This window comes from Sphingomonas sp. S-NIH.Pt3_0716, from assembly GCF_003950715.1.
Lineage (GTDB): Bacteria > Pseudomonadota > Alphaproteobacteria > Sphingomonadales > Sphingomonadaceae > Sphingobium > Sphingobium yanoikuyae_A.
The window spans coordinates 225,329-250,629 of the sequence record NZ_QLJK01000003.1; the positions used below are offsets into that span (position 1 = coordinate 225,329).

Annotated in this window: 20 protein-coding genes, 1 tRNA gene and 1 pseudogene; 11 read left to right on the forward strand and 11 right to left on the reverse strand. The window is 62.2% G+C overall.

The window, feature by feature from the left end:
• Positions 1-129 precede the first annotated feature (129 nt).
• The 3 genes from BRX37_RS03775 (at position 130) to BRX37_RS03785 (ending at position 2,513) form a co-directional block, all read left to right on the forward strand.
• Complete coding sequence (locus tag BRX37_RS03775) at positions 130-1,758, forward strand: Na+/H+ antiporter (protein ID WP_125985576.1); 1,629 nt, start codon at positions 130-132, stop codon at positions 1,756-1,758.
• Positions 1,759-1,878: 120 nt separating this feature from the next.
• Positions 1,879-2,127, forward strand: a complete 249-nt coding sequence (locus tag BRX37_RS03780) for an AbrB/MazE/SpoVT family DNA-binding domain-containing protein (protein WP_125985577.1) — start codon at positions 1,879-1,881, stop codon at positions 2,125-2,127.
• The gene (locus BRX37_RS03785; RefSeq protein ID WP_125985578.1) at positions 2,124-2,513 is read left to right on the forward strand and encodes a type II toxin-antitoxin system VapC family toxin; all 390 of its coding nucleotides are present in this window, start codon (positions 2,124-2,126) and stop codon (positions 2,511-2,513) included. Before BRX37_RS03780 ends, BRX37_RS03785 begins: the two co-directional genes overlap by 4 nt.
• Before the next feature lie 16 nt (positions 2,514-2,529).
• On the opposite strand, the gene BRX37_RS03790 is transcribed toward BRX37_RS03785, so the two are convergent.
• The 3 genes from BRX37_RS03790 to BRX37_RS03800 all read right to left on the reverse strand — a co-directional run bounded on the left by BRX37_RS03790 (position 2,530) and on the right by BRX37_RS03800 (position 9,196).
• Positions 2,530-3,456 (reverse strand): DUF2493 domain-containing protein, encoded by a 927-nt coding sequence (locus tag BRX37_RS03790; RefSeq protein ID WP_125985579.1) that lies wholly within the window; start codon positions 3,454-3,456, stop codon positions 2,530-2,532.
• 314 nt (positions 3,457-3,770) lie between these two features.
• Positions 3,771-4,835 (reverse strand): DUF7146 domain-containing protein, encoded by a 1,065-nt coding sequence (locus BRX37_RS03795; RefSeq protein WP_318276591.1) that lies wholly within the window; start codon positions 4,833-4,835, stop codon positions 3,771-3,773.
• A gap of 8 nt (positions 4,836-4,843) precedes the next feature.
• Positions 4,844-9,196, reverse strand: coding sequence for a strawberry notch family protein (locus BRX37_RS03800; protein WP_125985580.1), 4,353 nt, complete (start codon positions 9,194-9,196; stop codon positions 4,844-4,846).
• A 436-nt stretch (positions 9,197-9,632) separates the two neighbouring features.
• Between BRX37_RS03800 and BRX37_RS03805 the strand changes: the two genes are divergently transcribed.
• Genes BRX37_RS03805 through BRX37_RS03825 form a run of 5 tightly spaced genes read left to right on the forward strand, consistent with a single transcriptional unit; the run spans position 9,633 to position 17,281 of the window.
• Entirely contained in the window at positions 9,633-11,462 is a 1,830-nt protein-coding gene (locus tag BRX37_RS03805; RefSeq protein WP_125985581.1) for a PIN-like domain-containing protein, read from the forward strand.
• Complete coding sequence (locus BRX37_RS03810; protein WP_125985582.1) at positions 11,462-13,009, forward strand: ATP-binding protein; 1,548 nt, start codon at positions 11,462-11,464, stop codon at positions 13,007-13,009. The genes BRX37_RS03805 and BRX37_RS03810 overlap by 1 nt, the downstream gene beginning before the upstream one ends.
• Positions 13,006-14,148 carry a DGQHR domain-containing protein gene (locus tag BRX37_RS03815; RefSeq protein WP_318276592.1) on the forward strand — a complete coding sequence of 381 codons (1,143 nt, stop codon included), beginning with the start codon at positions 13,006-13,008 and terminating at the stop codon, positions 14,146-14,148. The genes BRX37_RS03810 and BRX37_RS03815 overlap by 4 nt, the downstream gene beginning before the upstream one ends.
• Positions 14,148-15,761 (forward strand): radical SAM protein, encoded by a 1,614-nt coding sequence (locus BRX37_RS03820; protein WP_125985583.1) that lies wholly within the window; start codon positions 14,148-14,150, stop codon positions 15,759-15,761. The genes BRX37_RS03815 and BRX37_RS03820 overlap by 1 nt, the downstream gene beginning before the upstream one ends.
• A complete protein-coding gene (locus BRX37_RS03825) occupies positions 15,758-17,281 on the forward strand; it encodes an ATP-binding protein (protein WP_125985584.1) in 1,524 nt (507 codons plus the stop codon). The genes BRX37_RS03820 and BRX37_RS03825 overlap by 4 nt, the downstream gene beginning before the upstream one ends.
• A gap of 50 nt (positions 17,282-17,331) precedes the next feature.
• On the opposite strand, the gene BRX37_RS03830 is transcribed toward BRX37_RS03825, so the two are convergent.
• The 5 genes from BRX37_RS03830 to BRX37_RS03845 all read right to left on the reverse strand — a co-directional run bounded on the left by BRX37_RS03830 (position 17,332) and on the right by BRX37_RS03845 (position 23,272).
• Positions 17,332-19,641: a DGQHR domain-containing protein gene (locus tag BRX37_RS03830; protein WP_125985585.1), complete on the reverse strand. Its 2,310-nt coding sequence runs from the start codon at positions 19,639-19,641 to the stop codon at positions 17,332-17,334.
• A 518-nt stretch (positions 19,642-20,159) separates the two neighbouring features.
• On the reverse strand, positions 20,160-20,429 hold the full coding sequence (locus tag BRX37_RS27580; RefSeq protein WP_486056104.1) for a DUF6878 family protein: 270 nt from the start codon (positions 20,427-20,429) through the stop codon (positions 20,160-20,162).
• The gene (locus BRX37_RS27585; protein ID WP_486056106.1) at positions 20,383-20,823 is read right to left on the reverse strand and encodes a DUF6878 family protein; all 441 of its coding nucleotides are present in this window, start codon (positions 20,821-20,823) and stop codon (positions 20,383-20,385) included. Before BRX37_RS27585 ends, BRX37_RS27580 begins: the two co-directional genes overlap by 47 nt.
• Before the next feature lie 32 nt (positions 20,824-20,855).
• Positions 20,856-21,014: a hypothetical protein gene (locus BRX37_RS26610; protein ID WP_164522404.1), complete on the reverse strand. Its 159-nt coding sequence runs from the start codon at positions 21,012-21,014 to the stop codon at positions 20,856-20,858.
• A 101-nt stretch (positions 21,015-21,115) separates the two neighbouring features.
• Positions 21,116-23,272, reverse strand: a complete 2,157-nt coding sequence (locus BRX37_RS03845; protein WP_125985588.1) for a ParB/RepB/Spo0J family partition protein — start codon at positions 23,270-23,272, stop codon at positions 21,116-21,118.
• Positions 23,273-23,525: 253 nt separating this feature from the next.
• Between BRX37_RS03845 and BRX37_RS27220 the strand changes: the two genes are divergently transcribed.
• A complete protein-coding gene (locus tag BRX37_RS27220) occupies positions 23,526-23,645 on the forward strand; it encodes a DUF6771 family protein (RefSeq protein WP_318276594.1) in 120 nt (39 codons plus the stop codon).
• Here the strand turns inward: BRX37_RS27220 and BRX37_RS03855 are convergent.
• From BRX37_RS03855 to BRX37_RS03865, 3 genes are all read right to left on the reverse strand, one after another.
• Entirely contained in the window at positions 23,629-23,838 is a 210-nt protein-coding gene (locus BRX37_RS03855; protein WP_125985589.1) for a hypothetical protein, read from the reverse strand. The genes BRX37_RS27220 and BRX37_RS03855 overlap by 17 nt on opposite strands.
• A 64-nt stretch (positions 23,839-23,902) precedes the next feature.
• A complete protein-coding gene (locus BRX37_RS03860) occupies positions 23,903-24,286 on the reverse strand; it encodes an ArdC-like ssDNA-binding domain-containing protein (RefSeq protein WP_125985590.1) in 384 nt (127 codons plus the stop codon).
• Between the two features lie 316 nt (positions 24,287-24,602).
• A tRNA-Gly gene (locus BRX37_RS03865) sits at positions 24,603-24,677 on the reverse strand.
• An 80-nt stretch (positions 24,678-24,757) separates the two neighbouring features.
• On the opposite strand from BRX37_RS03865, the gene BRX37_RS03870 reads away from it, so the two are divergent.
• The gene (locus BRX37_RS03870; protein ID WP_125985591.1) at positions 24,758-24,991 is read left to right on the forward strand and encodes a hypothetical protein; all 234 of its coding nucleotides are present in this window, start codon (positions 24,758-24,760) and stop codon (positions 24,989-24,991) included.
• Positions 24,992-25,027: 36 nt separating this feature from the next.
• A pseudogene (locus BRX37_RS03875) lies at positions 25,028-25,301 on the forward strand (TonB-dependent receptor); the annotation flags it as partial.

Here is a 25,301-nt window from a genome sequence, read left to right on the forward strand (position 1 = left end):
TCGGTTCGCCCGTCGGGCTACGATGATGTCCAACGAGGAAGATTGGCGCCTGTCTTCCGACATTGGCGGTTGACCCGCCACGGCATGACCGCGATGACGGAGCGATCCCGCCAACATCAGGACAGCGCCTTGGAAACCATCACGATCATCCTGCTCCTGCTTCTTGCCGTGATCGTGAGCGGCATCGTTTCCAGGGTCGTCCCCCTGCCATTGCCGCGCCCCTTGTTCCAGATCGCGCTGGGCGCGGGGATCGGCCTCGTCGCCGACTGGCGCGTCGAGCTCGATCCCGAGATCTTCTTCCTGCTCTTCCTGCCGCCGCTCCTGTTCCTCGACGGCTGGCGTATCCCGCGCGAGGAACTGTTCAAGGACGGCAAGACCGTCATCGAACTGGCGCTGGGCCTCGTGGTCGTCACCGTGGTCGGCATGGGCTTCTTCATCAACTGGATGATCCCCTCCATGCCGCTTGCCGTCGCCTTCGCGCTGGCGGCGGTCATCTCGCCCACCGATCCGATCGCGGTGTCCGCCATCGCGCAGCGCGTGCCGATCCCCAAGCGGATGATGCACATCCTCGAAGGGGAATCGCTGCTCAACGATGCGTCGGGCCTCGTCTGCCTGCGCTTCGCCATCGCCGCCGCGCTGACCGGCGCCTTCTCGATCCAGAACGCCGCGCTCAACTTCCTGTGGGTGGCGCTGGGCGGCATCGCCGTGGGCGTCGGCGTCACCTGGGCGGTGGCGAAGGCGAAAGCGGTCGTGTCGCGCCATTATGGCGAGGATGGCGGGGCGCAGGTGCTTATCAGCCTGCTGATCCCCTTCGGCTCCTATCTGGTGGCCGAGCATCTCCATTGCTCGGGCATTCTCGCGGCGGTCGCGGCCGGCCTCACCATGGGCTTCGTGGAGACGACGGGCGAGATCGCGGCCGCCACGCGCATCCGCCGAACGGGCATCTGGGACACGATCCAGTTCGCCGCCAACGGCATCATCTTCGTGCTGCTGGGCGAGCAATTGCCTGCCATCCTGTCCAGCGCCGCCGACACGGTGCGGCTGACCGGCCATCGCGATCCCTGGTGGCTGGCGATCTATGTGCTGGCGATCAACGCGGGCCTCGCCGCGCTGCGCTTCGGATGGGTGTGGCTCTCGTTCCGCCTGACGCTGTTTCGCGCCGGGGACTGGCGGCAGACGCCGAACTGGCGCGTGGTCGCCGCCATGTCCTTCGCGGGCGTGCGCGGCGCGATCACGCTGGCGGGCGTGCTGACATTGCCGCTCGCCATGAGCGATGGATCGCCCTTCCCGGCGCGCAACCTCGCCATCTTCCTCGCCATGGGCGTCATCATCGTCTCGCTGGTCGCCGCGAGCCTCGGCCTTCCCCTCCTCCTGCGGAAGCTGACCCTCCCGAGCGAGCCGTCCCATGTCGCCGAAGAGGACGCCGCCCGCATCGTCGCGGCGCAGGCGGCCATCGCCGAGATCGAGCGCGCCGAACATGCCATGGCGCAAGGACAGGACGATGCGGACATCTATGTCTCAGCGGCGGCCAGGCTCATGGATGCCTATCGCGCCCGCATCGAGAGCCGCGAGGGCGATGCCGACGCCAAACGCTCGCGCCGCAAGCTTGAGCGCATCGAGCGCGACCTGCGCCTGGCCGCGCTGAAGGCCGAACGCACCGCCATCTTCCGCATGGTGCGGCGGCGCGAACTGGGCAGCGAGACTGCGCGCAAGCTGGTGCGCGAGCTCGACCTGCTCGAGGCACGCTATGCCGGTTGAGCGAGGAGGCAGTGATCGCCTGTGATGTCATGATGATTGATGCATGGCATATCTATGGAGTTGAGCCAAAAAACATAATATGGTTCTCAACGCTATAATGGTGACGCAATGGAGTCGATCTTGACGATACAGGTCAACATCACGCCCAATGGCCGGATGAGTCTGCCCGCCGATCTGCGTAAGCGGCTTGGATTGAGCGATGGCGGCGCCGTGTTTCTGGAAGAGACAGCAGATGGCGTCGTACTGCGCACAGCGGCGCAGGCGGTTGCGCACGCGCGTGCCATTGCAAAGCGCTACACGGAAAGCCGGAAGGGGGAAGCATCCACCGATGCCTTCATCGCCCAGCGCCGAACGGAAAGCGGTGAATGAGCGATCTTGTTCTCGATGCGTCCGCCCTGATTGCCATGCTCAATGAAGAACCCGGCGGCGCCAGGGTTGCCGACGTCATCGCTTCCTCCCGGATCAGCACGGTCAATTACGCCGAAGTCGTCAGCCATTATGTCCGGCTCGACATGCCCGAGCGCGAGATAGACGCCATGCTCGATCCTCTACCAATGACCATCGTCCCGGCCGACAAGGCGCTGGCTCAGCTTGCGGGCCGACTCCGGGCGGTGACGGCTGACGCAGGATTATCGCTAGGCGACCGTTTTTGCCTCGCGCTCGCCATCCGCGATGGTTTGCCGGCCTGGACCGCCGACAAGGTCTGGCGGACAATTGCCGACGTTGCGAAAGCAGAGGTCGTGGTGATCCGCTGAGACGTCAAGCGCGGCGTCAGCCGCTGCGCTTGCGGAAGTCCCAGATGCGGATGCCCATCTTCCGAGCCTTGTCGGCCAGATTGTCCTGGATCCCGGTGCCAGGGAACACGATCACGCCCTTGGGGCAGGCTTCGAGCATGGCGTCATTGCGCTTGAACGGCGCGGCCTTCTTGTGCCGGTTCCAGTCGGGCCGGTAAGGATCCTGCGGCACCTTGCGATCGCGTGCCCAGCAGGCGGCGATGCGCTCGGCACCGGTCGGCGTGCCACCATGCATCAGGATCATGTCCGGAAGCTGCTGTAGGACCTTGTCCAGCACGGCATAGATGCGCTGATGGTCATTGCAGTCGGCGCCGCCGGTGAAGGCGATGCGAACGCCATCGGGATCGAGCAGCCGCTGCTTCTGATACTCGCGCCGGTCGACATGCTTGCGGCTGTCGAGCACGGCCGAGGTCAGCGCCTTATGATTGACCATCGCCCCGGAACGGGGAAGCCAGGGCTTGCGGATGTGGATGCGGAACTGGTCGGCGGCCGCGTCGCGGAAGAACTCCATAGTGTCGCGGCGCTCGAGCATCGTGATGCCTTCGGCGATCGTGCGTTCCAGCTCGACCGACTTGACTTCGCTGCCGTCCTGCTCGCGCTGCATGCGTTTCTGCGCCTGCTCATTGTCGTCGAGTTCGCGTTCGATGCGCTCACCGGCGCGGTGGAAGACATTGACGATGCCCCAGGCGAGATCCTCAAGGTCGGGCTCGATCCGCGTGTCGATCAGGCAGGAGACCAGGGCGTCGAACATATCGGCGACCGCGCCGCCGGCGATGCGTGTCTCCGGCAAGGGCCGATGATCGGGTTCATCCTCGAATGGTCGATGGCCGTAGAGCTGCATTTCCTGAAGCAGATAGGCGGTGGAGCCGGGCTGGGCCTTGGTCTCGTCATGATCGCTCGCCATCTTCTCATCTCCGTCGTCTGACAGCCGCGCCTCTCGCGGCCTTCGTGGCGACGAGAAGCGGCGGACGGTGCGGGACAGAACCGCGCCCGCAAGGGCGGCGGCCGAAGCAAAGCGGAGGATGGCAGGCCGCGGCTATTTTGCTTCGCGATGCAAAGGGGCTCAGCCCCGGCGGAAAATAGCCGCTGGAACGCCATTGCCGTCCCGAACCGTTTGCCGCAGTCGCCCTCTAACGAAGGCCGAGTGTGCGGCGTCCCTGACAGGACCGGAATGGATGGTGAGCGCGCGTGACCGGGGTCTGGTGCCGTCCCCGTCGATCACCCCTGTTTCAGGAATTGCCCGGCATCCGCAGCCACGAGTTGGGCCCGCAGGCCCGCTGCCAGTCGCTCCCGCCCGAAGGCCCGCAGATCGTCGTTGAAGTCCCCCAGCCTCGGTTCGAACGGTATGAGTTCGATCCCCGCGAGGATCGCACGGGCGGTCAACGTCTTCAGCGCGCCCGCGCCCGCCGGATCATCGTCGCGCGCGACATAGAGGCGCCTGAGGCCCGCCGGGAACAGGATGGCGGCGAGATGGGCAGCCGAGAGCCCCGCAATCGCCGGCATCGCGGGCATGACCTGCCGCAGCGACAACATGGTCTCGATGCCTTCGCCCGCCATCATGACGGGACCACTTCGCCCGAACCGAACCCCGTTCCCGAGCAGATGTCCCATGGCGCGGCGGGGATACGCGACGGGCGCCTTATCTTTGCCATCGAGCGCCAGCCAGGTGCGATGCACGCCGGTGACGCTGCCACCCGGATCGGTGACCGCCGCGATCATCGCCGGCCATGTGGGGCGGACATCGGGATCGTCCTCGTCCGACGCCCGATACCAGCAATGGGGATGAAACCGCAGCGCCTCGCAGCCGGCAAGGTCGGTGATCTGCCGGGACGCGAGATAGGTCCGCACCAGACTGTTCGCGATCGGCTTCGCGGCCGCGTTCAATCGCCGCGCCGCCTCCGGCGTTCCGGTCGGCACTTTCGTTCGCTGCTGGGGACGCTCCTCCCCCGGTGGCGGCATCGGCAAGCTGAGAAAGCGCCGCGCCTCATTGAGCGTCTCGCGCAGGGTCCGGCAATTGCGGGCAACGGCGATGATGTCGAGCAGATCGCCATGATCGCCCGATTGCGCGTCGGTCCATTTGCCCGCCGCTCCGCGCCCGTCGGGGGATGCGGCGAGGCGGACATAGAGGCTGCGGCCGGGTGTGTTGTAGACATCGCCCACTAGCCAGTAGCGACCCTCCTTGCGGCCCTGGGACAGGAAATGCCGGCAGACCGCTTCGGCGTTATCGGCGAGGCGGTCTGCAATCTGGCTGGCGGGGCTGTTTGCTGGCGTGGCGGGCATCATGGGGCTCCTCAGGCGGCCCGACGCGCCGACACCCGTTCGATCGGAAACCGGTCGAACAGACGGTCCAGCACATCGGCGCCGACAGCCCCTGTCGGCACATAGAGCCTTAGCTTCCACGAGACGATCTCGGAGATCAACCCCATCGCCTTCAGGCGCTCGACACCCAGATCGTTGAAGCCGGTGAGTTCGATCCGCCAGTCGTGCATTGCGCGCACCCGCTGGAGCTTCTGGTTCTGCGCCAGCATGAGCGACGCTTCGCCGGACATCAGCATCGCCAGCGCTTCCTCGCCCGAGAAGCGCACCGGACCGTCATTGTCGTTAGTGACGGTGGCGGCCCAGGCGGGCGACACGCGGCGGCCGATGACGCGCTCGCCATCGTCACTCTGGAGGCGATAGACGCGGGTCGATTCGTTGGGCAGCAGCTTCCAGATCGGGAGCAACAGCCCCGAGACCATATGCAGGGTCGAGGTCTCGTGGCTCGGCAGCCTAGCAAGCTCGGCTAGCCAGGCCGCACTGAACGTCGCCCGGTCAACCTCCTCCCACTGACTTGCAGCCAACATCTCGGCCGCCATGACGGATTCTGTCAGCGGCCAGATGAGCCGAACGCGCGGATGGATCGAACCATCATCATCGGTGACGCTGCGCGCCCGGCGCTGGACGGCAGCCCGGCTGGTCTTCGCATTCACCAGCAGCTTGGCTCCGCGATCGTCGGCTTGCGCCAGCGCATCGGCGAGCGAGAGTGGCTTGAGCCGGTTCCTGCGCTCGATGGTCAGCAAGGCGGTCTGCGCACCGGTGCCCGGATGCGTGTAGATCGGCGCGCGCCCGATGACGCGGAAGCTTTCGGCCTGCAGCGTTTCCAGCCCCACCTCATAGCTGCCCGACGCCTGCGCCTGTTCGATCCGCGAGGTGAGCAGCCCCTCGAACGCCTCGAACAGCAGATTCTGCATGTCAACCGCGAGCGCGAGCATACGGTTGAGGAAGATGTTGATGCCGGGCAGTTCGTCGCGCAAGCCGCCGTCGCTGTCGAGCAGCGACAGACCCGTCGCCGCTTCGAAGCGGTCGAGCGAGCAGCCCTCGACCTTGCCGCGCGAGAGCAGCACATAGAGCTGGCGCAGCGCATCACGGGCATACCAACTCTCCAGATTGTCTTCGGCCCGAAACATATTCTGCCCGCCGGTCTGACGCTGGCCGCGCGTGATCGCGCCCAGCGAATCCAGACGCCGGGCGATGGTCGAGATGAAGCGCTTCTGCGCCTTCACATCGGTCGAGACCGGCCGGAACAGTGGGGGCTGCTTCTGGTTGGTGCGATTAGTGCGCCCGAACCCCTGGATCGCGGCATCGGCTTTCCATCCCGCTTCGAGCAGATAATGGATGCGCCGCCGCTGGTTCATCGCGCCAAGGTCGGCATGATAGGAACGCCCGGTGCCGCCCGCTTCCGAGAAGACGAGGATCTGTTTTCGGTCCTGCTGGAAGGCATCGGTCTCATGCATCGCGGCTGAGGCCGGACGGTTCTCGACCGCGAAGCGCACAGATCCGTCGTCATTCTGCTTCGGCACCACGCGGCGCGAGCGGCCCGTCACTTCGGCGACCATATCGGTCCCGAAATGCTGGACGATCTGGTCGAGCGCGCCCGGCACCGGCGGCAAGGCTGCGAGCCGCTCGATCATCGCATCGCGGCGGCGGACCGCCTCGCGATTGACCACGGGCACGCCATTCTCGTCATGGACCGGCCGCGACGAGAGATTGCCGTCGCCATCGGTGAACGGCTCGTAGAGCTGCACCGGGAAGCTGTGCTGGAGGTAGGAGAGAACGCCGTCCCTCGGCGTGATATCCACCGAGACGTCGTTCCATTCATCCGCCGGGATTTCGGCGAGCCGGCGCTCATGCATGGCCTCGCCGGTCGAGACGATCTGCACCACCGCGGCATGGCCCGCCTCCAGATCGCGCGCGATGCTGGCGATCACCGCAGGGGTCTGCATGCTGGTGATGAGATGGTTGAAGAAGCGCTGGAGCATTCCCTGATAGGCGGACTTGGCCTGCGCCTTGGCCTGACGGTTCAGCGTGCCATGGGAGGCGCTGGTGATGCCGGCGGCTTCCAGCGCGGCGTCGAGATTATTGTGGATCACCTCGAAAGCCGAGGCATAGCCGTCATAGATGCGCACCTGCTCGCCGGTCAGCCTGTGCTCCAGCATCTCATATTCGACGCCATCGAACGACAGCGAGCGCGCCGCATAGAGGCCGAGCGCCTTGAGATCGCGGGCGAGCACTTCCATCGCCGCGACCCCGCCATTCTCGATCGCGGAGACGAACTCGCCCCGGGTCGCGAAGGGGAAGTCATCCCCGCCCCACAGACCCAGGCGCTGCGCATAAGCCAGGTTCTGCACGGTGGTCGCGCCGGTCGCCGAGACATAGACGATGCGGGCGTTGGGCAGCGCATGCTGGAGGCGGAGGCCAGCACGGCCCTGCTGCGAAGGTGCGACATCGCCGCGCTCCCCCTTGCCGCCGGCCGCGTTCGCCATGGCATGGGCTTCATCGAACACGATCACCCCGTCGAAATCGGCGCCCAGCCATTCGACGATCTGGTCGACGCGCGACTTCTTGCCGTCGCGTTCCTGTGAGCGGAGCGTCGCATAGGTGGTGAACAGCACGCCCTCCTCAAGGCGAATGTCGCTGCCCTGACGGAAGCGGGAGAGCGGCGTCACCAGCAGCCGTTCCTGTCCGAGCGCCGACCAGTCGCGCTGGGCATCTTCGAGCAGCCGATCGGAGACCGACAGCCACAGCGCGCGGCGGCGGCCCTTGAGCCAGTTATCGAGGATGATCGCCGCGACCTGTCGCCCCTTGCCAGCACCCGTGCCATCACCGAGGAACCAACCCCGGCGGAACCGAACTGCATCGTCCGCATCCTCCGCCGCAGCCGTGATCGTGTCGAACGTCTCATCGACCTTCCATGCGCCGGACAGATACCCCGCATGGGCTTCGCCGGCATAGATGACGGATTCCAGCTGGGCGTCGGACAGGACGCCGAGCGTCACCAACTGTGGCGGCAGATGCGGTCGATAGGAGGGTTTGGGCGGCGCAACCGAGGACATCGCCGCCGACTGGACCAGCGGCGTGGGATGCGGCTGCCCGCCATCGATCCGCAGCGATTGGAGCGCATAGGACTCGTAGATGCTCTCGTCCAGACGCTCGGCGGGCGGCGTCCAGTCCACCGTCTCATAAGCGAGTTCGACCGCCGGGGTGTCTGGAACCGATGGTGTGACGGTCGTGGACACGGCCCGCGTCTTCTGGCGCGCTGGCAGGGCGGTGGCGCTCACCGGCAGCGCGGCAATCGGCGAAGGCGTGATGGGCGCGCGTGGCGGCACCTGGCCGTGCACCCATTGCAGCAGGGCTGCGGTATCGGGCGCCTTGCCAGCGCTCTCGACGAATTTGCCGGGATCTTCGGCGGGCAGCTTGTCGATGACGGTCAGCCGTGTCTCGATGGTCGTGCCGTGCCTGGCATAGACCTTCCCGCTGATCGCGGCGGTGAAGACGACGCGCGCCTGTTCCTGCAGGCGGGTGAACGGCCCGCGCCAGTCGGACGAGGCGGGTGCGCAGCTTGCGCCCGTGATTGCGACTAGGCGGCCGCCCGGTTCGAGGCGGGCAAGAGCGGAGTGGATATGACGCAAGACCGCGTCGCGCATCGTGTGATCGACGTTCGCGACCGCCGAAAAGGGCGGATTCATCAGCACCACGGTCGGACGGATGCTGGCGGGCAGCCAGTCGTCGATCGACGCGGCATCATGGGCCGACACGGCAATCTCCGGGAACAACAGCCTCAGCAGCTCGGCGCGGGTTTCAGCCAGTTCGTTGAGCGTGAGGCCGGCGCGCGCCAGCAGGGTATGGACGGCGAGCATGCCCGTGCCGGCTGAGGGTTCGAGCACATGATCGGCGGAATGAATCGCGGCGGCCATGCTCGCAATGAAAGCCAGGCCCGGCGGGGTCGAGAACTGTTGCATCGCCTGGCTGGTCTCGGACCGGCGGGTATGCGTCGGCATCAGCGCCGCGACGCGTTCGATCAGCGCCAGCGCGCTCATGGGGGCACGGCCGACGATCGCCGGACCATAGCGGCGCAGGAACAGTATCTCCGCCACCTCGCAGGCGTCGTAGGCGGTTTTCCAGTCCCAGGCTCCTTCGGCATCGCTGCCGCCACAGGCGTCGTTCATCGCAGTGCGGAGCTGCGCTGCATCGATGGAGCGCCCTGCCTCGAGCATAGGCAAGAGGCTAGCGGCTGCCGCCAGCAGGGCGCCGGCTCGGCCAGCGGATGGGCATGCGGCAGTGAGCGGCGCGGCGCCCAGCGCCGCGTCGGACAGAAGTTGGGTCATGAGGTGAGGCCTCCAGGAGAGCGGAAAGGGTGCCCCCCGGCGGACGCTCTCTCTAAGCCCGGCCGGGTTCCCTCGTCTCGGCCTTCCCTCTGACTTTTACCGGAAATTGTTCGACGCCGATCTTTTAGATGCCTTCGCAAGATCAGACCAGGCCGATGTGTCGGCAATTACGGACGATCCGGAATATCCGGTTTTGGCAATGCAATGCGAAATTAGGTCGGTCGTTCAGATTCAAGGTGTATATCGGCATCCGTCCCGAATCTGAATTCAAAAGTTGCAAATACTTGCGCCAGCACCCTTCGGCGGCCACACTCATATGATGAGGGGAACACAGCAACCAGCAGATGACGCTCGCGCGGGCGCGACCGTGCCGTCCAGACTGTTCATCCCCACGCAGGTGGAATCGGCAGCGGACTACAAGGCGCGTCTTGGCGCTATGCTTCTCGCTGAGGGAACGCACGTCTACATAGACACCTCGTTCCTCATGTGGGCCACGAAGATCGGTCCCGCAGCGCGCGGTCAGCTTCTCAATTGGTTGCGGGAGGATATTGCCGACCGAGCCCACGTGCCGACATGGAGCGCGCATGAGTATCTCCGCCACCATGTTGCGGGAACAATCGTTGATGAACTCACCAAGAAGTCGACCGAAGTTGCTCAGCTTGCAGGCAGCGCATTTGGCTACTTCAGGCCGTTCCTTGATGACCCTGCTCTACCGGCCGCTGAAGGCTGGGATGGTTTGCGCACCTCTACACGCACTGCAGTCAACTCGCTCTTGCGCCTCGTAGCAGCCGCGCGAGAGTGGAAGAAAACTTACCCCTCACACGCCGAGCAGATCATTGAATATATCAATGAACGAGTGCTGCCGGTCAGCACATTGTTCGAAGGCCTGCCGTCAATCGCAGAACAGGGCGCGGCTCGGTATGAAGGACGAATTCCGCCCGGCTACCAGGATCGTAACAAGAAGGGAGACGTAGACGATGACCCCGATGAGGCCGGAATGGCTGGAGCGAACCGATATGGGGACCTCATTTTTTGGAAGGAGGCTTTGGCGGACGCTAAGTCGAGGGGCGCCAGAGCCATCGTCGTACTCACCAATGACCGCAAGAACGACTGGCGCATGGGCGGCACAGGGAGTTCCGCTTTTGACCAAGAGATGCTGGCACTTAAGAAGTCCTGGCGCCCCGTTCCACGCATCCACCCAATGCTTGCCCTTGAGGCAAAACTTGCTGGCGTCGATGACGCCACGCTCGTGGACAGTCAGTACCTTGCCGCATTGCTTGCCGGACTTGATCCCGACCGTGTGAACGCATTCGCCGACGTGGCCATCGTCCCCGACCCTGCGTCTGAGCAATCCGAGGCCGAACGTCGGGAGGAGGCGGTTGAACGTAGGCGCGCTGTAGATGCGGCTGCCGGGGTCGAAGCGTCAGCTGCTGCTGCAGAGCGTGCTGCTGAAAATGGGCTGCGATTTGCTGACGACCCCGCGGTCAAGGACACCCGCGTAGCCTTGACGAAGGCCTTGCTGGCAAGCCGTGCAGGGGCTGACGCGCGCGGCGAGGCAATCATCGCCCGCGTCAAAACGGACGTAGCAGGCAACGAGTCCTTTGATGCACTGGCGACCGCCGAGACCTTCGCCGGAATGGACCACGTCGCACTCACGGCCTTAACGCGCGGCCTTCATGACCGGGCGATCGATGGCGAGGCTGGGCTGATTGATCCGATGGTCGATCTCGTCGGCCTGCTCGACGAACTGCCGGCAGGTACCGCCGGTGCGTTATACCTCGGTCTGTTGGCATCAATGTATCTCGCACGCGGGACAGGCGATAGCCGCATCCCGCCTTCGAGTCCCGCCGCGACGCAAATTCAGGCAAGGCTGGCTCACCCTTCTTCAGATGCAGCCATTAAGGTAATTGCTCATCGCCTCGGCGGGAACGAGCGACAGCCGCTGTTTATTCCGGGAATGGATACGCTCGAGTGCCGTTTCGAGACCGAACCCGAGACAATGGAAGCTGACGAGTTGCGCAGCCTCAAGCTCGGCGGCTTAGAAATTCTGACAGCTGCGCAGGAGAATCCTCAGCTACGGCTGCGCGACCTATGCGAGGGAACCACCGCCACAGGCGGCAAGATCCTGCAAATGGCCGCAGCGTTGTTCGTCATTCCGCCTGATCTCTTGAACGCCAACGGCGACGAGAGGACTGAATATGCATTGACCGAGACGATAGGGTTCCGACCACCCGCCCACGTCTTCCACAACAAGGAGGCACTGTGATGGCGACCCCACCCGAACCGACGCCGCTTAGCTTCACGCCGTACTTCGGTGGTTTTATCCTCGAAACTCTGACCGTTGGCATGTACGGCGAGGCCCGCAACGCCATTCGGGAGTACATTCAGAACGGGTTCGATTCGATCCAGCGCGCGCGTGATAGTGGCGTGCTTGCGGCAGGCGCCGGCACGATTGCGATTACCATGGCGGCGGACAAGAAAAGCCTGACCATTCGCGATGATGGCGCCGGGCTCCCTGCAAAAAGCGCGATAGCTACCCTGACCCGCGTCGGGGCATCCTCCAAGAACCACGCCCGCAATGCCGGATTCCGAGGGATCGGACGGCTCGCCGGAATCGTGTTTTGCGACAAGCTCACTTTCGTCACCAAGGCGAAAGGGGAGCGCCAGCAGACAATCGTCGTGTTCGACGCAAAGGGAATGCGCAGCGCAATGTCGCCTGCCAAAGGGAGTTCGGCATCGGCAAGCGAACTGATGAGTTCGTACGTGCGCCCCTACCAGGAACCACATTCAAGGAAGGATGCGCACTTCTTCGAAGTCAGAATCGAGGGACTGCGGGATGCGCCCGCCGAGTGTACTTCACCAAAGGCGATGCGCGACTTCATCAGCCAAGTGGCACCGGTCCCCTATCCCGACGACTTCCCCTACCGTGCGCAACTCGCCGCCGCCGCGCACGACAACGACATCCCGATCGACGAAGTCGGAGTGACCGTGACCGGCGCTGGAAAGTCCGTCGATGTACGCAAGGTGTATGGCTCGACTTACGAGTTCGATGAAGGCGAGATCGAGCTCACGGACTGCGACATCCGCACATCACCGACTGGCCGATGGTGGGCGTGGATCGGTAAGAAGAGTGAGTCGGGCGCCTATACCGATGCTAAGGTTCGGGGTTTGCGGGTGCGCGTACGTAATATCCAGATCGACGGTGCCGAACTGTTTCGCGACATCTTTCGCGATGTGGCGAAATCGCAGATCCGCTTCCAGGACTATTTCCTCGGCGAAATCTTCGTGAAGCCTACTGCGCTCGTTCCGAACGCCCGGCGCGACGGTTTCGAGGAAGACTTGGCTTGGCGCGGCGTGCGCAAGGAGCTCGGGGTCGTCGCCAAGTCGCTTGGGAGCGAAGCCTATGCCGTCTCGACCGCCGGTCAGCTCTCGCTGGATGCACAAAGGGAGAGCCTGAAAAAATTGCGGGAGGAGTTCCGCAAGCTCAAAAAGGCGAAGTTCAACAACGTTGACAAGACCGTTGCCCTGACCCGAGCGATTTCGACCAAGCAGCGCAAGGTCGCGAAGGCGTCCGAAGCCGCGGACCTTTCGACGAGTGCAGCCCTCGCAGCCATCGGCACAGAATTTGCCGACATGAAGCTCGAGGCCCTCCGCCATGTCGGTGAAGCCGCGACCGAACTCGACCGCGAGAAGGTGGAAACTGACGCCCGCGATGCGCTCACGAAGGAAATTATGACAATTCTGGAGGAACAACTGTCGCCGGAATGCCTTGCCGAGGTGCGTGATCTGCTGGCCGATTACCTCGATGATTGAGCGAGTTCGCCTTCCGTTCCTTCGAATTCGGCGCTCCTGACACCAGAAAGTTCTCGATCGACAAACGGCAATCGTCTAGCTATCCGCATTACAGCGATGCAGATTCGGCATCGCAGGAAGGCGAAATGCGGATGGAAAGTTTGGTTTGCCAGATCGGGCAGTCGGCGCAGAGGCCGGTTCTGCTTGGTTTTGCGCCAGCGGCGCTGTTGCATCGGATCAGCAGGGCGGACGTCCTCGATGAGGGAACCGGACAAGGCTACCAGCGCCGCTTCAACTCAGGCCACAGTCTCGATTTCCGTCGATACATCCGCGAGCCGGGCAGCACGACAATTCCCCTCACTTTCAATCTCAGGCCGCGTGACGATGGCGCCTGGCGTTTGATCGAGGATGGGCATGGCATGGCCCGCCTGGAATTCGACCCGACTGCCGGTCGTGTCATGACTCAGGTCGACTGCCAGCACCGACTCGGTCACCTTGCCGACCTGGATATCGAGCTGCCCTTCATGTGCTACATCAACCTGACCGTTCAGGAAGAGATGGCGGTCTTCACCATTATCAATCGGAAGGCCAAGGGTCTGAGCCGCAGTCTGCTCGATTTTCACGATGCCCGTCTGTGCGAAGACCTCGCAAATGACCGGCCAGAACTGTTCATCGCACTTTGCCTTTCGAACGATCCAGCCTCGCCCTGGTGTGGACAGCTCGACGTCGGCGGCAACAAGATTTCGGGAATGTCACGAAAGGCCTCCCTGCGCACACTGCAAAAGGCTGTGCGTAGATTTCTCAACCATTCCGGCATTCTGAAGGAGCGCACCGTTGAAGAAGCGGCGAGGACGGTTCTGGACTTCTGGGTGGCTGTCTCGGTTGCCATGCATTCGGACTGGTCGCGACCCCGAGGTTCGTTGATCGCCAAAGGAGTGGGAGTGTACAGCCTGATGGAGATCGCTGCGGACATTTGGCTTGAGAGCGGCGGTGCCCTCACGCGTGAGCTCTTTGTGGCTCGCCTCTCCGATCTCGCAGCGGAGACAGACTGGTCTTCTGATGGTCCTATGAAGGGACTGGGCGGTGAAAGTGGCGTCGCGGCTGCGGTTGCACAACTTCGGGCTGTCCGCGCCCGCCTGCACATCAAGGCAGTCGCGTAATGGCCGGCAAAAGCATTTTGCTCATCGAACCGGGATACAAGAACAAGTATCCTCCCCTAGGGCTGATGAAGATCGCCCAATATCACGGGCCGCAGGGCAAGAACGACAACGTCACGTTCGTGAAGGGTGAAGATCCCTCAGCCTTCAACAAGGCATGGGACCGGATTTACGTAACAACGCTGTTCTCGTTCGAGTACCCGCGGATAGCGGCGACCATCGACTATGCCCTCAAGGTGGCAAACGGCCAACCCGACAAGGTATTCGTCGGTGGGATTGCGGCCTCACTCATGCACGACCGGTTCATCGAGGAACGGCGCTGGCACGGGGTCCGGTTCATCAAAGGATTGCTCGACAAAGCCCCCGCAATCTCGCTTCAGCTCGATGATTTCGCCGAGGAACTCTATTCCGAAGACCTTTACGGCAAACCGATCGAGGACCTGGTTCCCGACTACAGCATCCTTTCGCAGATCGGATATGCATATCCAGTTCGCGACGCCTACTTCGCCTACACCTCGCGTGGCTGCATCCGCAAATGCCAGTTTTGCGGCGTGCCGAAGCTCGAGGGCATGCAGCGCGACGTTGAATCGCTGACCGACCTCGTCCGCGCAATTGATGACATGTATGGTCCTAAGAAGGACCTCATCCTGATGGACAACAACGTGGTCGCGAGCGCTCGCTTCAAGGAAGTGATCGCAGAAATTCGCGACCTCGGCTTTGTTCCTGGGGCAAAATTGCAGCGGCCTGGCTCAAGAGTACCCGTGCAGCGGCGCGTCGACTTCAACCAAGGTGTCGATGCCCGCATCCTGTGCAAGGACAAGATGTACCTGCGCGAACTTTCATCAATTTGCCTCAAGCCCTTGCGGATTGCGTTCGATCACCTTGGCGTGCGCAAACCCTACGAGCAGGCAGTCCGTTATGCGCATGAATTCGGGCTCAACGAGCTGTCGAACTACATGCTCTACAATTTCCATGACACCCCTGCCGATTTGTTCGAGCGCATGCGCCTCAACGTCACGTTGAACGAGGAGCTTGGAGTTCGAATCTGGTCCTTCCCCATGCGATTCCAACCCACCATGCGTCCCGATCGTGGGCATATCGGTGAGAACTGGACCCGTTACGAGCTGCGCTCGATGCAGCTGATCCTTCAGGCCACGCACGGTGTAGTCAGCGGCGCACCTGAGTTTTTCCGCCGAGCATTTGGCGACACATTCGAGGAATTTCAAGAAATTCTGCTGCTTCCACAAGACATGATCTTCAATCGCGACTGGTTTCAGCGTCTGGACGGGCGAGGAGAATACGATTCCTTCCGCGCGGAATTCACTCGCCTTTCGCCAAGCCGACGTGACGAACTGAAGCACATTTTATCCTCGGTCGACCCGCGCTTCTTCCCATCGCTAGTCGATGAGGTCGATGACGATGGGCTGCGCTCTATCCTGCGGTACTATGTCCTCCGTCCTAAAGCGGAGATGATGACGATCTGGCAGCGTCAAAAGCCCGTCGAGCCGGAAGCCTTGGTACCCGATGATGAGCGGGTCGAGGATGCGGCGTTGGAATACGATGATGATGTCGATGCCCCGCAATCGGCTGAGTGTAAGCAAAGGCATCTGGCGTGAATCTCTCTGAAGTTACGAACATCGGCGCAAGCCGGCCTGTGATTGGCAAGGACGTTCTCGAGTTGCTCTCGACTGCGATGTACGTCGATCCGCTCACTATTTACCGGGAGTACGTGCAGAACGCGGCTGATGCGATCGATGACGCCCGCGCGGCAGGACTTCTGCGCGCGGATGAAGGCGCTATCGCCATCACAATAGATCCAACGACGAGAACAATAACCATCCGTGACAACGGGGTTGGCATCACAGCAGACGCTTTTCAGGCCATCCTGACAGCCATCGGGGCAAGCAGCAAACGTGGCACCGGCGCGAGAGGCTTCCGCGGAGTGGGCCGGTTGTCGGGCCTAGCCTATGCCCGTGAACTCACGTTTTGCGCATCTGCTGCAGGTGAGACACATGCCCATGCTTTGACCTGGGACTGCCGCGCTCTGCGGTCGGTGTTGAGGGACTTCGATGACCGACGAGAGTTGCCCGAAATTGTCGGAGCTATCACCGCGGTCGAAGAGACATCCGAGGTTCCGGCCGAAGAGCACTTTTTTGAGGTCACCCTGACTGGCGTTCCTCGGATTGGCGATGATCGATTGCTGTCTCCGGCTGCGGTGAGTGATTACCTCGCGCAAGTTGCGCCTGTACCGATGGCACCGCAGTTTACTTTGGCGGCTGACGTCGATGCGCAGCTTGGCAGCCTCAGCGAAATTCGCCGCTTGGCCATTACCGTCAATGGGGAAGCACCGTTGACCCGACCGTTCGCAGATGTAATGCCCGTCGACGCGGGGAGACCACTTTGCCTTCGGGAATGCAGGTTCATCGAAGTTCCGAGCGTTGACGGCGGTGTCGCTGCGCTCGCTTGGGTTGCCCATCACGACTACGAAGGGGCCATTCACGCGTCTACAAATGTGCGCGGACTGCGCGCTCGGGTCGGAGACATTCAGGTCGGCGATTCCAACTTGTTCGAAGATATCTTCCCCGAAACGCGCTTTAACGCCTGGACCGTCGGTGAGGTTCATATCTTCGATCCGCGGATCGTCCCGAACGGTCGGCGCGACGATTTTGAGCGGAACGTGCATCTGGCAAACTTGAAGAACCACCTGGCTCCGCTCGGCCGGGAGGTCGCCGTGCGATGCCGCACTAGTTCGCGGGAACGCAAGCGCATCCGGGATTTCGAACTTGCCCACCAAGCTGCGCTCGAAAACATTGCCATACTCGAACAAGGCAGTCTCGCGCCGAACGCCTGCGAACACGTTGCGCTTGCTGTCGACATGACCGTCGTGAAGATGGAGAAGCTTGCCGCTCCTGACAACTTGCTGGATGGTGAAGGACGTGAGCGCGCTGCGATTGAAGAAGTGAAATCGCGGCTCGAAGCAGTGACACGTTCAACGCCATCAAGTTCGCCGCTCGAGCGGATGGCTCCTGAGCGCAAGGCGCATTACGAGGAAATGTTCAGCCTTATTTACGAGTGCGCAGCCAATCGCTCGGCCGCGAAGGCGCTTGTCGATCGAATCCTAGCAAAACTGGCGTAGCGCGCCGTTGGCTTCTGAGACACCTCCCGCATTGATTTTTGGGGGAGGAGTTAACCCGCTGGGATGTGCTGTTCGACCTTTTCGTAGACATCATTCACGAATGAGACCTGCTCCTTGCTGAGCAGGCCCTTCTCTGGGTGAGCCGTATATTGGCGGATATCGTTGAGCACCTTGATCCACTTGGTGCTCTCTTTCTTGTTGTCCGGATCCTTGTACCCCAAGGACAGGGTGTCCCGGAACAAATCCCAGTTGGCGACGGCGATATCCTGGTAGTTGATGAGGTATAGGTGTGACTCCTCGTCGCCTTCACGATTCTTCTTTTCCCATTCCTGGGTACAGGAAAGGCGAATGGTGAGCGGTACGCCTTGCGTCCACCACGCCTTGTGATCGCGGCCAAAGTGATCTTTCAGGGTGTCGATGACATAGTTGAATAGCTTCTTGTGGATTTGGGTAACCTTCGCCGCAGCCGCGTCAGCGCCAGCTGCATCGCGCGAAGCCAGATATTCCTGGAGGCCCAGCGGGCGGAAATCGGGTAGTTTCGCCTGAATGTAGGCTTCCATTCCAAACGACTGCTGCTTCACAGCTGTGAGTGAGGAACCGATCTTGCGAAACGCCTGGATATCGTTCGGCGCTACCGATGCCAGTTGATCTGCCAGGGCGGCGAGATACGGCTCCAGTTCCTTGAAAGTCTCATCCGCATTGAGCAGCGATAGGTCGATGCCCGAAGTTTGACGGACGTGTTCTGCGACATCCTGGATCACCAGGAACAGGGCGCGCAGACCGTTGTTGGTGCAGACATAGCCAGTAGGGCTGTCTCCAGCTGCCCATTGGTTCGGCAATGTGTTTGCGAAAAGCGCGAGACATTCGGTCAGAACAGATAGGCTCTTCTTGAGGTTGGCATCGTAGTTGAGCGGATCTCCCGTGGAGAGAGGACCGGGCACGATCATGCCTTTGAGGGGGCTGCCGATCAGCCTGGCAACCTTCAACCCGTCTCGAATCGACGTCTGCGTAAGGCACCGGACATTCGTCTTCCTGGTGCCCGAGACGACCATGCGATCGAAGAGGGGAGACGCCTTGTCCTTGTTCAGCCGGTACGCGATCCGCGACAGCAGGGCCTGAAAGGCCTCTTCGACATCATCGGACTTCCAGTGCAGGTCCGAATAAAGCTCGACCAGCAACCCGGTTTTCACCTTCACCTGCTTGCTGTTGATGTCGATGAACAGGTCCATTTCCTCATCGGCGGGAAGGTTGACGTAGGCCAGCACAGGCAGAACCGTTTCGTCGCTTTTGAAGCCTCCGTTTTCACGCGCATAGGCATAGCCATAGAGACGGTGCTGCCCATCTATTACCCATGCCGAGGCGTAGATGGCTGGCAGATGCAAGAAGCCGAGGATCTCCTCGCCAACGGTCTCCTTCTTGTCGAACTGTGGTTCCTTTTTGCCGGGGAGCTTGAGGTTCACGACGATATTCGTGGGGAATTTGCCGCCCTCATTGATGTACTTCGCAATTCCCTTCAAGCGGTCCGACTGGAGCATTCGCTGATAGGTTTCGAGGTTTTCGATGTCGCGGCTGCCCTTGTGGCCGACGTAGGCGATCTTCATCAGTTCCTCGGGCCGGATAAGGAAAGTGTAGAACGGCCTTCCCCCCATCTTGCCCCGGGTCGCGACAACGGTCTGCGCGAGCCCATCGACCCGCTGCCCCTCGAACATGTGCGCGAGGAACTGGAAGCGCGCGGCCATCTTGAGGTGCTGTGTCAGCTGTTTGTAGTAATCCAGAAGCTGATCCGAGATGACTGCGATCTGATACTCTTTGCACTTTTCCAAGTCTGCATCGCCCCAGATGATGTTTCTGGTAGCAATCGCAAATTTGACCTTCAACTTTTTCTGGCTTCCGTAATGCAGCTTGATGCTTTTTTGCGCAGCCTCGCGCAGCGCGCGGATCTTCTCGATAAGGTCCGCCATCGGCTTGCGGCCAACATTTGCTTTCTGCCGGCATTCAACAATGATGACCGTCTCGTCGTCCTTGGCGAAGACATCGATCTGTCGAGGGTTCAGGCCGTCCTCGACTGCAATCGTGAAGAGCCTGCCTTTGTTCAGCTCTTTGAAGCCCATTTGAGCGAGGAGGCACCAAACTTCATCTTCTAGCTGCTCGTGAGCCGGCTTGGCCTTTGCAAGCCTAGTCGATTTCTTGTTCTTCTTTACAACGCGCCACCCGTCTTGCTCTTCAAGGGCGACTTTTTCGGCAATCAGCTTGCGTGTTGAACCGGTAACTGTGTGGAAGATGTCCTTGCTTTTGCGCTGACGCAGCTCAGAATCAAGATCATCCCCCGTGACGGTCGGGCCCATTACGTCATCAGCCATTTCGATTTTTGCCCCCTTGCATGCACCGTGAGTAGCAACAGGAGTGAATGCGAGGAAGACCAAACCGTTATGAGCTGTTCGTTCTGCGCAGACTCTCACGTCAAGTATTACTGAATTGGACCCGACTGTGCCTTGGAGCACATGTCGTTGAACTCGATTAAAGAAGGGTCAAAATGTCGGCGATGGGCTGGATCATTCCCGAGGATGATCTTCAAATTCTTAAAACAACATATCCACCGAGACATGCTCCCCTGGAGGTGCCGCATTGCACACTGGCGCTTGGGTGCTCACGTGGGACCCGATTGCCGCCTCCCCGGAAAGGGGTCATCTTTGGCAAGATCGACAATCTTGATGGCGTGGAAGCCCTTCTCTTAACCATTGATGGGGAGACAATCCGTCCAGATGGGGCAATATTGCACATAACGTGGTCACTGGCACCTGGGCGGAAACCTCGGGATAGCCATGAGGCGATACGCACAACAGCTCCTCTGTTATCAAAAGTACCAATTGAGGTGGATCTAATACCAAGCTGGTTCTGATCTGACCCTAGATTCGGGCGCGTCGTTCTGCTGACAGCGCCGGCAGTTTCGACCTGAATGAACGCCCGCTTCAGACATCCTCACGCGATCACGGAACGTCCGGAATGTCAGCGGCTCACGAATTACCCCGACCATCGAAATCGGGGCGGCCAAAGCTCTGCTGGACGCATCGACATTGGTCCCGTCCGAATTCTCCCAACCTTCATGTTTCTCGCGCAGAAGGTCGTAAGCGAGCGTTTCGAGCGCCACTTCGGTGCTGTGCTAGCGCAGAACCGGCTCTGCTTCGCCATAGGGCAGGTCGAGGCTGTTTACCTTGCCTGCGGGCAGCGAGGCCCTGCTCGTCGCCGATATAAACCTGAATATCCTCGATCTGGCCGCTGTCGCCTTCACCGTCGAAGATGACGACAACACGCGTGATGTCGCCGAGGCGAGATGCGCGAACAGGCGCTGCTTGTTGTCGGGAACGAGTTGTGCCGCCGCGGCTTCCCACGCGGCATATCGTTCCATGGTCGCCGCCATGTCGATGGCGTGCCGGGACCGTGTTGCATCCGTCATTGCGGAACTCTTGAAAGGCGAAAGCCCGGCGCGATGACCGGGCTTTCAGGGATTGGGGGTAAGCGGTGGACCGCTGTCGGCGGATCATTCCCGAAGCCCGCCGACGGCGATGTCCTCGATCTATTCCGACGCCTCGTCAAAATCGGCGTCATCGTCGTCGACCAGATGGGCCAGCGCCAAGGCGCCCTCGCGGCCGAGTTGCCCGAGCCGCTGAAGCGCGCTGAGCAGGACCGGAGCCAGTTCATCGGGTGTCGCGGTGTCGATCCGGGAAGTCTGCATCGTCAGTCTCCTTAAAATGCGAAAAGCCTGACGCGGGTGCGCCGGGCTCGAAGGATGGAAGGTGGTGTGAACGGGGCGAGCGAACCCGCCCTATTCGGGGGCTAGGCCGCCGCCGCGACGTCCTCGCCGCCATCATTGCCGGCATCGACCGGCTGCTCCTCGTCGTCGAGAAACGCGGGCAGAGCAGCCGTCTCCTCCTCGCCAGGAACCGGATCGGCAGCGGGCGCATCGAGCGGTTCCGGCGTCCGCATCGGCTCGGGGAGCCAACCGGAATCCTCCAGCAGCCGCTCGGCCTCGTTCGCCATATCGCCCTTCTTGAGATGGTCGATCATCTCCGCGAACTTCGCACCCTTGGCTTCGGCGACATCGGTGAGGATGCGCGGCTTGGTCACGTTACGGAAATAGCCCTCGACCGTCGGACGCCAGCCGGCGCCGATCAGATCGAGCCCGACCGCGCGGGCGACAACGTGGCTGTGTGCGATGCGCCGCTCGATGCTGTGCTTCGAGATGCGGCCATTGTCATATTTGGGCACGACCTCCGCTTGAGCATTCAGGACTTGCGAAGCGCAATGCGCGAACAGCGCCGCCTGCTCGGCTCCGTCGAACGCGAGCAGCGCGTCCCACAGATCCTTGTCGTCGTCGGGCAGCCGATCGGCCCAGCGCTTGTGGCGCTCTTCGATCGCCCTGGCCGGGGCACTGCCGCGCAGCCCGGACGGGGCGAACCCGAACGACACTTTGTTGAGCGACACCTCGAGACAGGACTCCCGACTGTAGCTATAGAAGGTGCTGAGCACGAACGCATGAAGCACCGCCGCGAAGGCCGTGGACGGTTCCTGCGCAAGGGCATCCTGAAGGGCGAGTGTGCGCCAGGCGGTGAGTTCAGCAACCAGCCGGTCGGGCAGAGGCTTGAGGATTTCGCCATCCTCATCCTCGTCCCCGGACGGTGCCGTGTTGATGGACACGACATTGGAGACAGCAGGATCGCTCGTGTCGTCACTGTCCTCGCCACCCGAATCGCCGCCCACGACGGGCGCATCGGTTTCGTTGCCGCCGGACACGGCTTCGACCACCGGCTCATCCTCTGGCAGGACATAACCGCGCTCAATGCAGAGTGAGCCGTCGGATTCGATCGACACGAACACGCCGGCCCGCGCCATGTCCTCAGCTGCGAAGGTCAGAGGCCGTTCGACCAGCGCGCCGATCTCGGCATCGATCGCCGCTAGGCGCTCATGCACCTCGTCGGGCACGTGGGGCTCGTCCGACCACTGTTCCTCCAGCGCCTCCGCCTCGGCTTCCAGTTCGGCAAGGCGGGCGTCTTCCTGCGGCGTCCGGTCCACGGGCATGCCCTCGATCTCGCGTATGCCGTCGGTCACACCCCAGGGCAGGTCGACCGCGGTCGCCACCCATTTCCAGCCTTCGGCGCCGATTACCTCGCCTTGCGCCTGGAGCTTCTCGCTGACCAGCCGGTCAAGCAGCGCCGGATCGGTGAGCCAGCCGCCCTCATCCTCCTCGAACAGGTCGCGCAGCACATGACCGCCCGCCGCGACATAGGCGTCCACGCCGATGAACCGCACCCGCCGGTCGGCGACCCGGATCGTGTCCTCGGTCAGCTTCTGCCGGATATAGGCGCCCGACTTGTTGTAGCTGTGGGCGAGCAGCTCCCAGACCTGCTCCTGCCGCGCGTGATCGTCGGAGACCGAGAAGGCCATGAGTTGCTCGAGCGTCATGCCGTCCTCGGCATAGACGGCGTGCAGCTTCGGCGAGACCTTGGCGAGGCGGAGGCGCTGGTTCGCGACCGCCGGGGTGACGAGGAAATGCGCGGCGATCGATTCGATCCCTTCGCCCTTGTCGACCATCGCCTGCATTGCCCGAAACTGATCGAGCGGATGGAGCGGTTCGCGGAAGATGTTTTCCGCATAGCTGTCCTCCTCGGCCAGCACGCCGTCGTCGGCGATCCTGACCACACAGGGGATGGGCGCATTCTTTGCGAGGCGCTTCTGCTTCACCAGCAGTTTGAGCGCGCGGAACCGCCGGCCACCGGCCGGCACCTCGAAATCGCCGGTTTCCTGGCCCGCCTCATCGAGGATGGGCCGGACATTGAGGCTCTGGAGCAGGGTGCGACGGACGATGTCGTCGGCCAGTTCGCCGATCGACACGCCGGCCTTCACCCGGCGGACATTGGACTGGGACAGACACAGGCGGTCGAACGGAATGTCGCGCGAGCCGCTGAGGGTGATCTTCTGGGGCGCTTTGGCCATGGGTTTTCTCCATGACGGGCCGCCGCGAGACTCTCTCCCGGCTCCCAGCCCGTCACGAAGCCCCCAGGCTTCCCTCTTCCTCTCTGGGCCTGCCGCAGGCAGGCCATGCGGCCTTGTCGAGATGGCCAGCACCATTCGCCGCAAGCGGCTTGCCACGAAGTTCGCTATTTGTTCTTATGTTCAGATTTGATGAATCGAACGAGATGAGCTGTCCGCGATCCTGCTGGCCGCGCCCGGCTGGGCGCGGGTCGGGCTGACGATGCCGGACGAACGGATGCGCAAGCGCGCCGCCGACACGCTGGCCGCGACGATCATCGAAAAGCTGGAGGGGTCGTCCCCGCCCGACTTGAACCAGCTCAGGTTGCCGCTGTAGGCGAAGGCGCGAGCTCCAGTGCCGTATCGAACACGCCGCGCCGGACGCCGAAGCGATCGGAGAAGGTGACGACATTAGTGCGGCCGTCGCGATCGATCTGCGTGAACCGCAGCACATCGCCCTTGAGGATCTCGATCGTGACCGGCGGCAGTTCATCGCGCGGGTCGTGGAAGGTCATGCGATTCTTCGGCATCTTCACCTCCTGTGCAGCGGCAATCGTCGCGGCTGCTCTTTTCAGGGGTCAGGCCATTCCTTCTTCATTTCGAGCAGCCCGAGCATCCCCTGATAGCTCTGATTGGGACGGATTTCACCTTAGTAGCAGGCATCACGCAATTCTGCCTCGCGTTCCTTCGTTTCGAAAGGCTGAAGTCTTGGTTCGAAGCTGCCTGCCGGAAGGTCAGGAAGGCATGGGAGGCAAAGCCGCGCGAGACGATGGCGTCCCAGAGGGTGAGAACATTAATCCCACTGTATCGCCGGTCGCTGACGGCATTGTACGGCATGCCGATACTGGCGGCCGACGAACCCCACGGCTGGACCCAGGGGACGCAGCCAGCTTCGAGTTCGGCGATGATCCGGCTGGTGATCTGTTCGTAGAGTTTGGTCCGCTCGCCCGCGGATCTGGTGGTGCGTGCATGTGCCATCGCGCTTCTCCGCGACGGATCGGTCCCGAGCCTCTCTCGTGACGCTCAACCCGTCACGGCCGGTCGGCCGCACTCTCACTCTCAAAGGGGGCGCTACGGGGCGCAGCCCCGTTCGAAGGGGTCCGTTGAGATTCGCGAAGCGAGGCTCAACGGTAGGGGAAGACTTTCCCCCTCAAGGCGAAATCCCGTGCGGCAGGAGACGCTATGGAACGCCAATTTTGGCATTCAGCGTTGTAGCCCGGTTGTAGCCCGTGCAAATCCGATGCGTCCGGCGCCGAGCGCATTCCTCATACACCATTGATTTTCTTAGGAATTCTGGAGCGGGCGAAGGGATTCGAACCCTCGACCCCAACCTTGGCAAGGTTGTGCTCTACCCCTGAGCTACGCCCGCTCTTGGCGGCCGGGAGAGTGTGTCCCTCTCGGCGGGTGGCGGCGAACTAGCAGTGGTTTCCAAAGTCGGCAAGGGCTGAATTGCAGAAAAATGAAAAACTTTTTGGAAAAGGAAAAAATCCCCCGTTTTCCGGGGGTTTTGGCGGTGTGATTAAATTGGCGGGTGGCGCCGGGGCGAACGCGGCTGCGGATCGGCCCATGGCGAATCGTCGAATCATGCCGCCTTTGGCCATGGTGTGCATGTATCTGCGCGATATTGGTGATGGCAGTGCTGCCGGTGGTCGCGGCTTGACAGTGGCGGGCGCGACTTCCTAGTCCCCGATGCAAAATCGGACCAAGGGGACGCGCTTCATGAAAATCCTGCCGCTGCCGTTGATGCTGTGCGCGCTGCCCGGCGTCGCAGCTGCCCAGGCGCCCGATGTGACGGCGGATGAGGCCGCCTCGATCGTGGTGACGGGCACGGGCCTCGCCCTGCCGCCTGGGACGCCGGCTTATGGCTCTGTGGTGATCGACCGGGATCGGCTTGAGGATGCGGCGTCGGGTCGGATCGAGAGCGTGCTGGCCGATGTCGCGGGCTTCCAGCAGTTCCGCCGCTCCGACAGCCGCGCCTCCAATCCCTCGAACC

Bases quoted from the DNA above. Each gene is read 5' to 3' on its own strand.
- BRX37_RS03845 (WP_125985588.1), bottom strand. From the start codon at position 23,272: ATGGCCAAAGCGCCCCAGAAGATCACCCTCAGCGGCTCGCGCGACATT.
- BRX37_RS03800 (WP_125985580.1), bottom strand. From the start codon at position 9,196: ATGACCCAACTTCTGTCCGACGCGGCGCTGGGCGCCGCGCCGCTCACT.
- BRX37_RS03855 (WP_125985589.1), bottom strand. From the start codon at position 23,838: ATGCCGAAGAATCGCATGACCTTCCACGACCCGCGCGATGAACTGCCG.
- BRX37_RS03785 (WP_125985578.1), top strand. From the start codon at position 2,124: ATGAGCGATCTTGTTCTCGATGCGTCCGCCCTGATTGCCATGCTCAAT.
- BRX37_RS27585 (WP_486056106.1), bottom strand. From the start codon at position 20,823: ATGATCCGCCGACAGCGGTCCACCGCTTACCCCCAATCCCTGAAAGCC.
- BRX37_RS26610 (WP_164522404.1), bottom strand. From the start codon at position 21,014: ATGCAGACTTCCCGGATCGACACCGCGACACCCGATGAACTGGCTCCG.
- BRX37_RS03820 (WP_125985583.1), top strand. From the start codon at position 14,148: ATGGCCGGCAAAAGCATTTTGCTCATCGAACCGGGATACAAGAACAAG.
- BRX37_RS03830 (WP_125985585.1), bottom strand. From the start codon at position 19,641: ATGGCTGATGACGTAATGGGCCCGACCGTCACGGGGGATGATCTTGAT.
- BRX37_RS03790 (WP_125985579.1), bottom strand. From the start codon at position 3,456: ATGGCGAGCGATCATGACGAGACCAAGGCCCAGCCCGGCTCCACCGCC.
- BRX37_RS03795 (WP_318276591.1), bottom strand. From the start codon at position 4,835: ATGATGCCCGCCACGCCAGCAAACAGCCCCGCCAGCCAGATTGCAGAC.
- BRX37_RS03805 (WP_125985581.1), top strand. From the start codon at position 9,633: ATGCTTCTCGCTGAGGGAACGCACGTCTACATAGACACCTCGTTCCTC.
- BRX37_RS03810 (WP_125985582.1), top strand. From the start codon at position 11,462: ATGGCGACCCCACCCGAACCGACGCCGCTTAGCTTCACGCCGTACTTC.
- BRX37_RS03860 (WP_125985590.1), bottom strand. From the start codon at position 24,286: ATGGCACATGCACGCACCACCAGATCCGCGGGCGAGCGGACCAAACTC.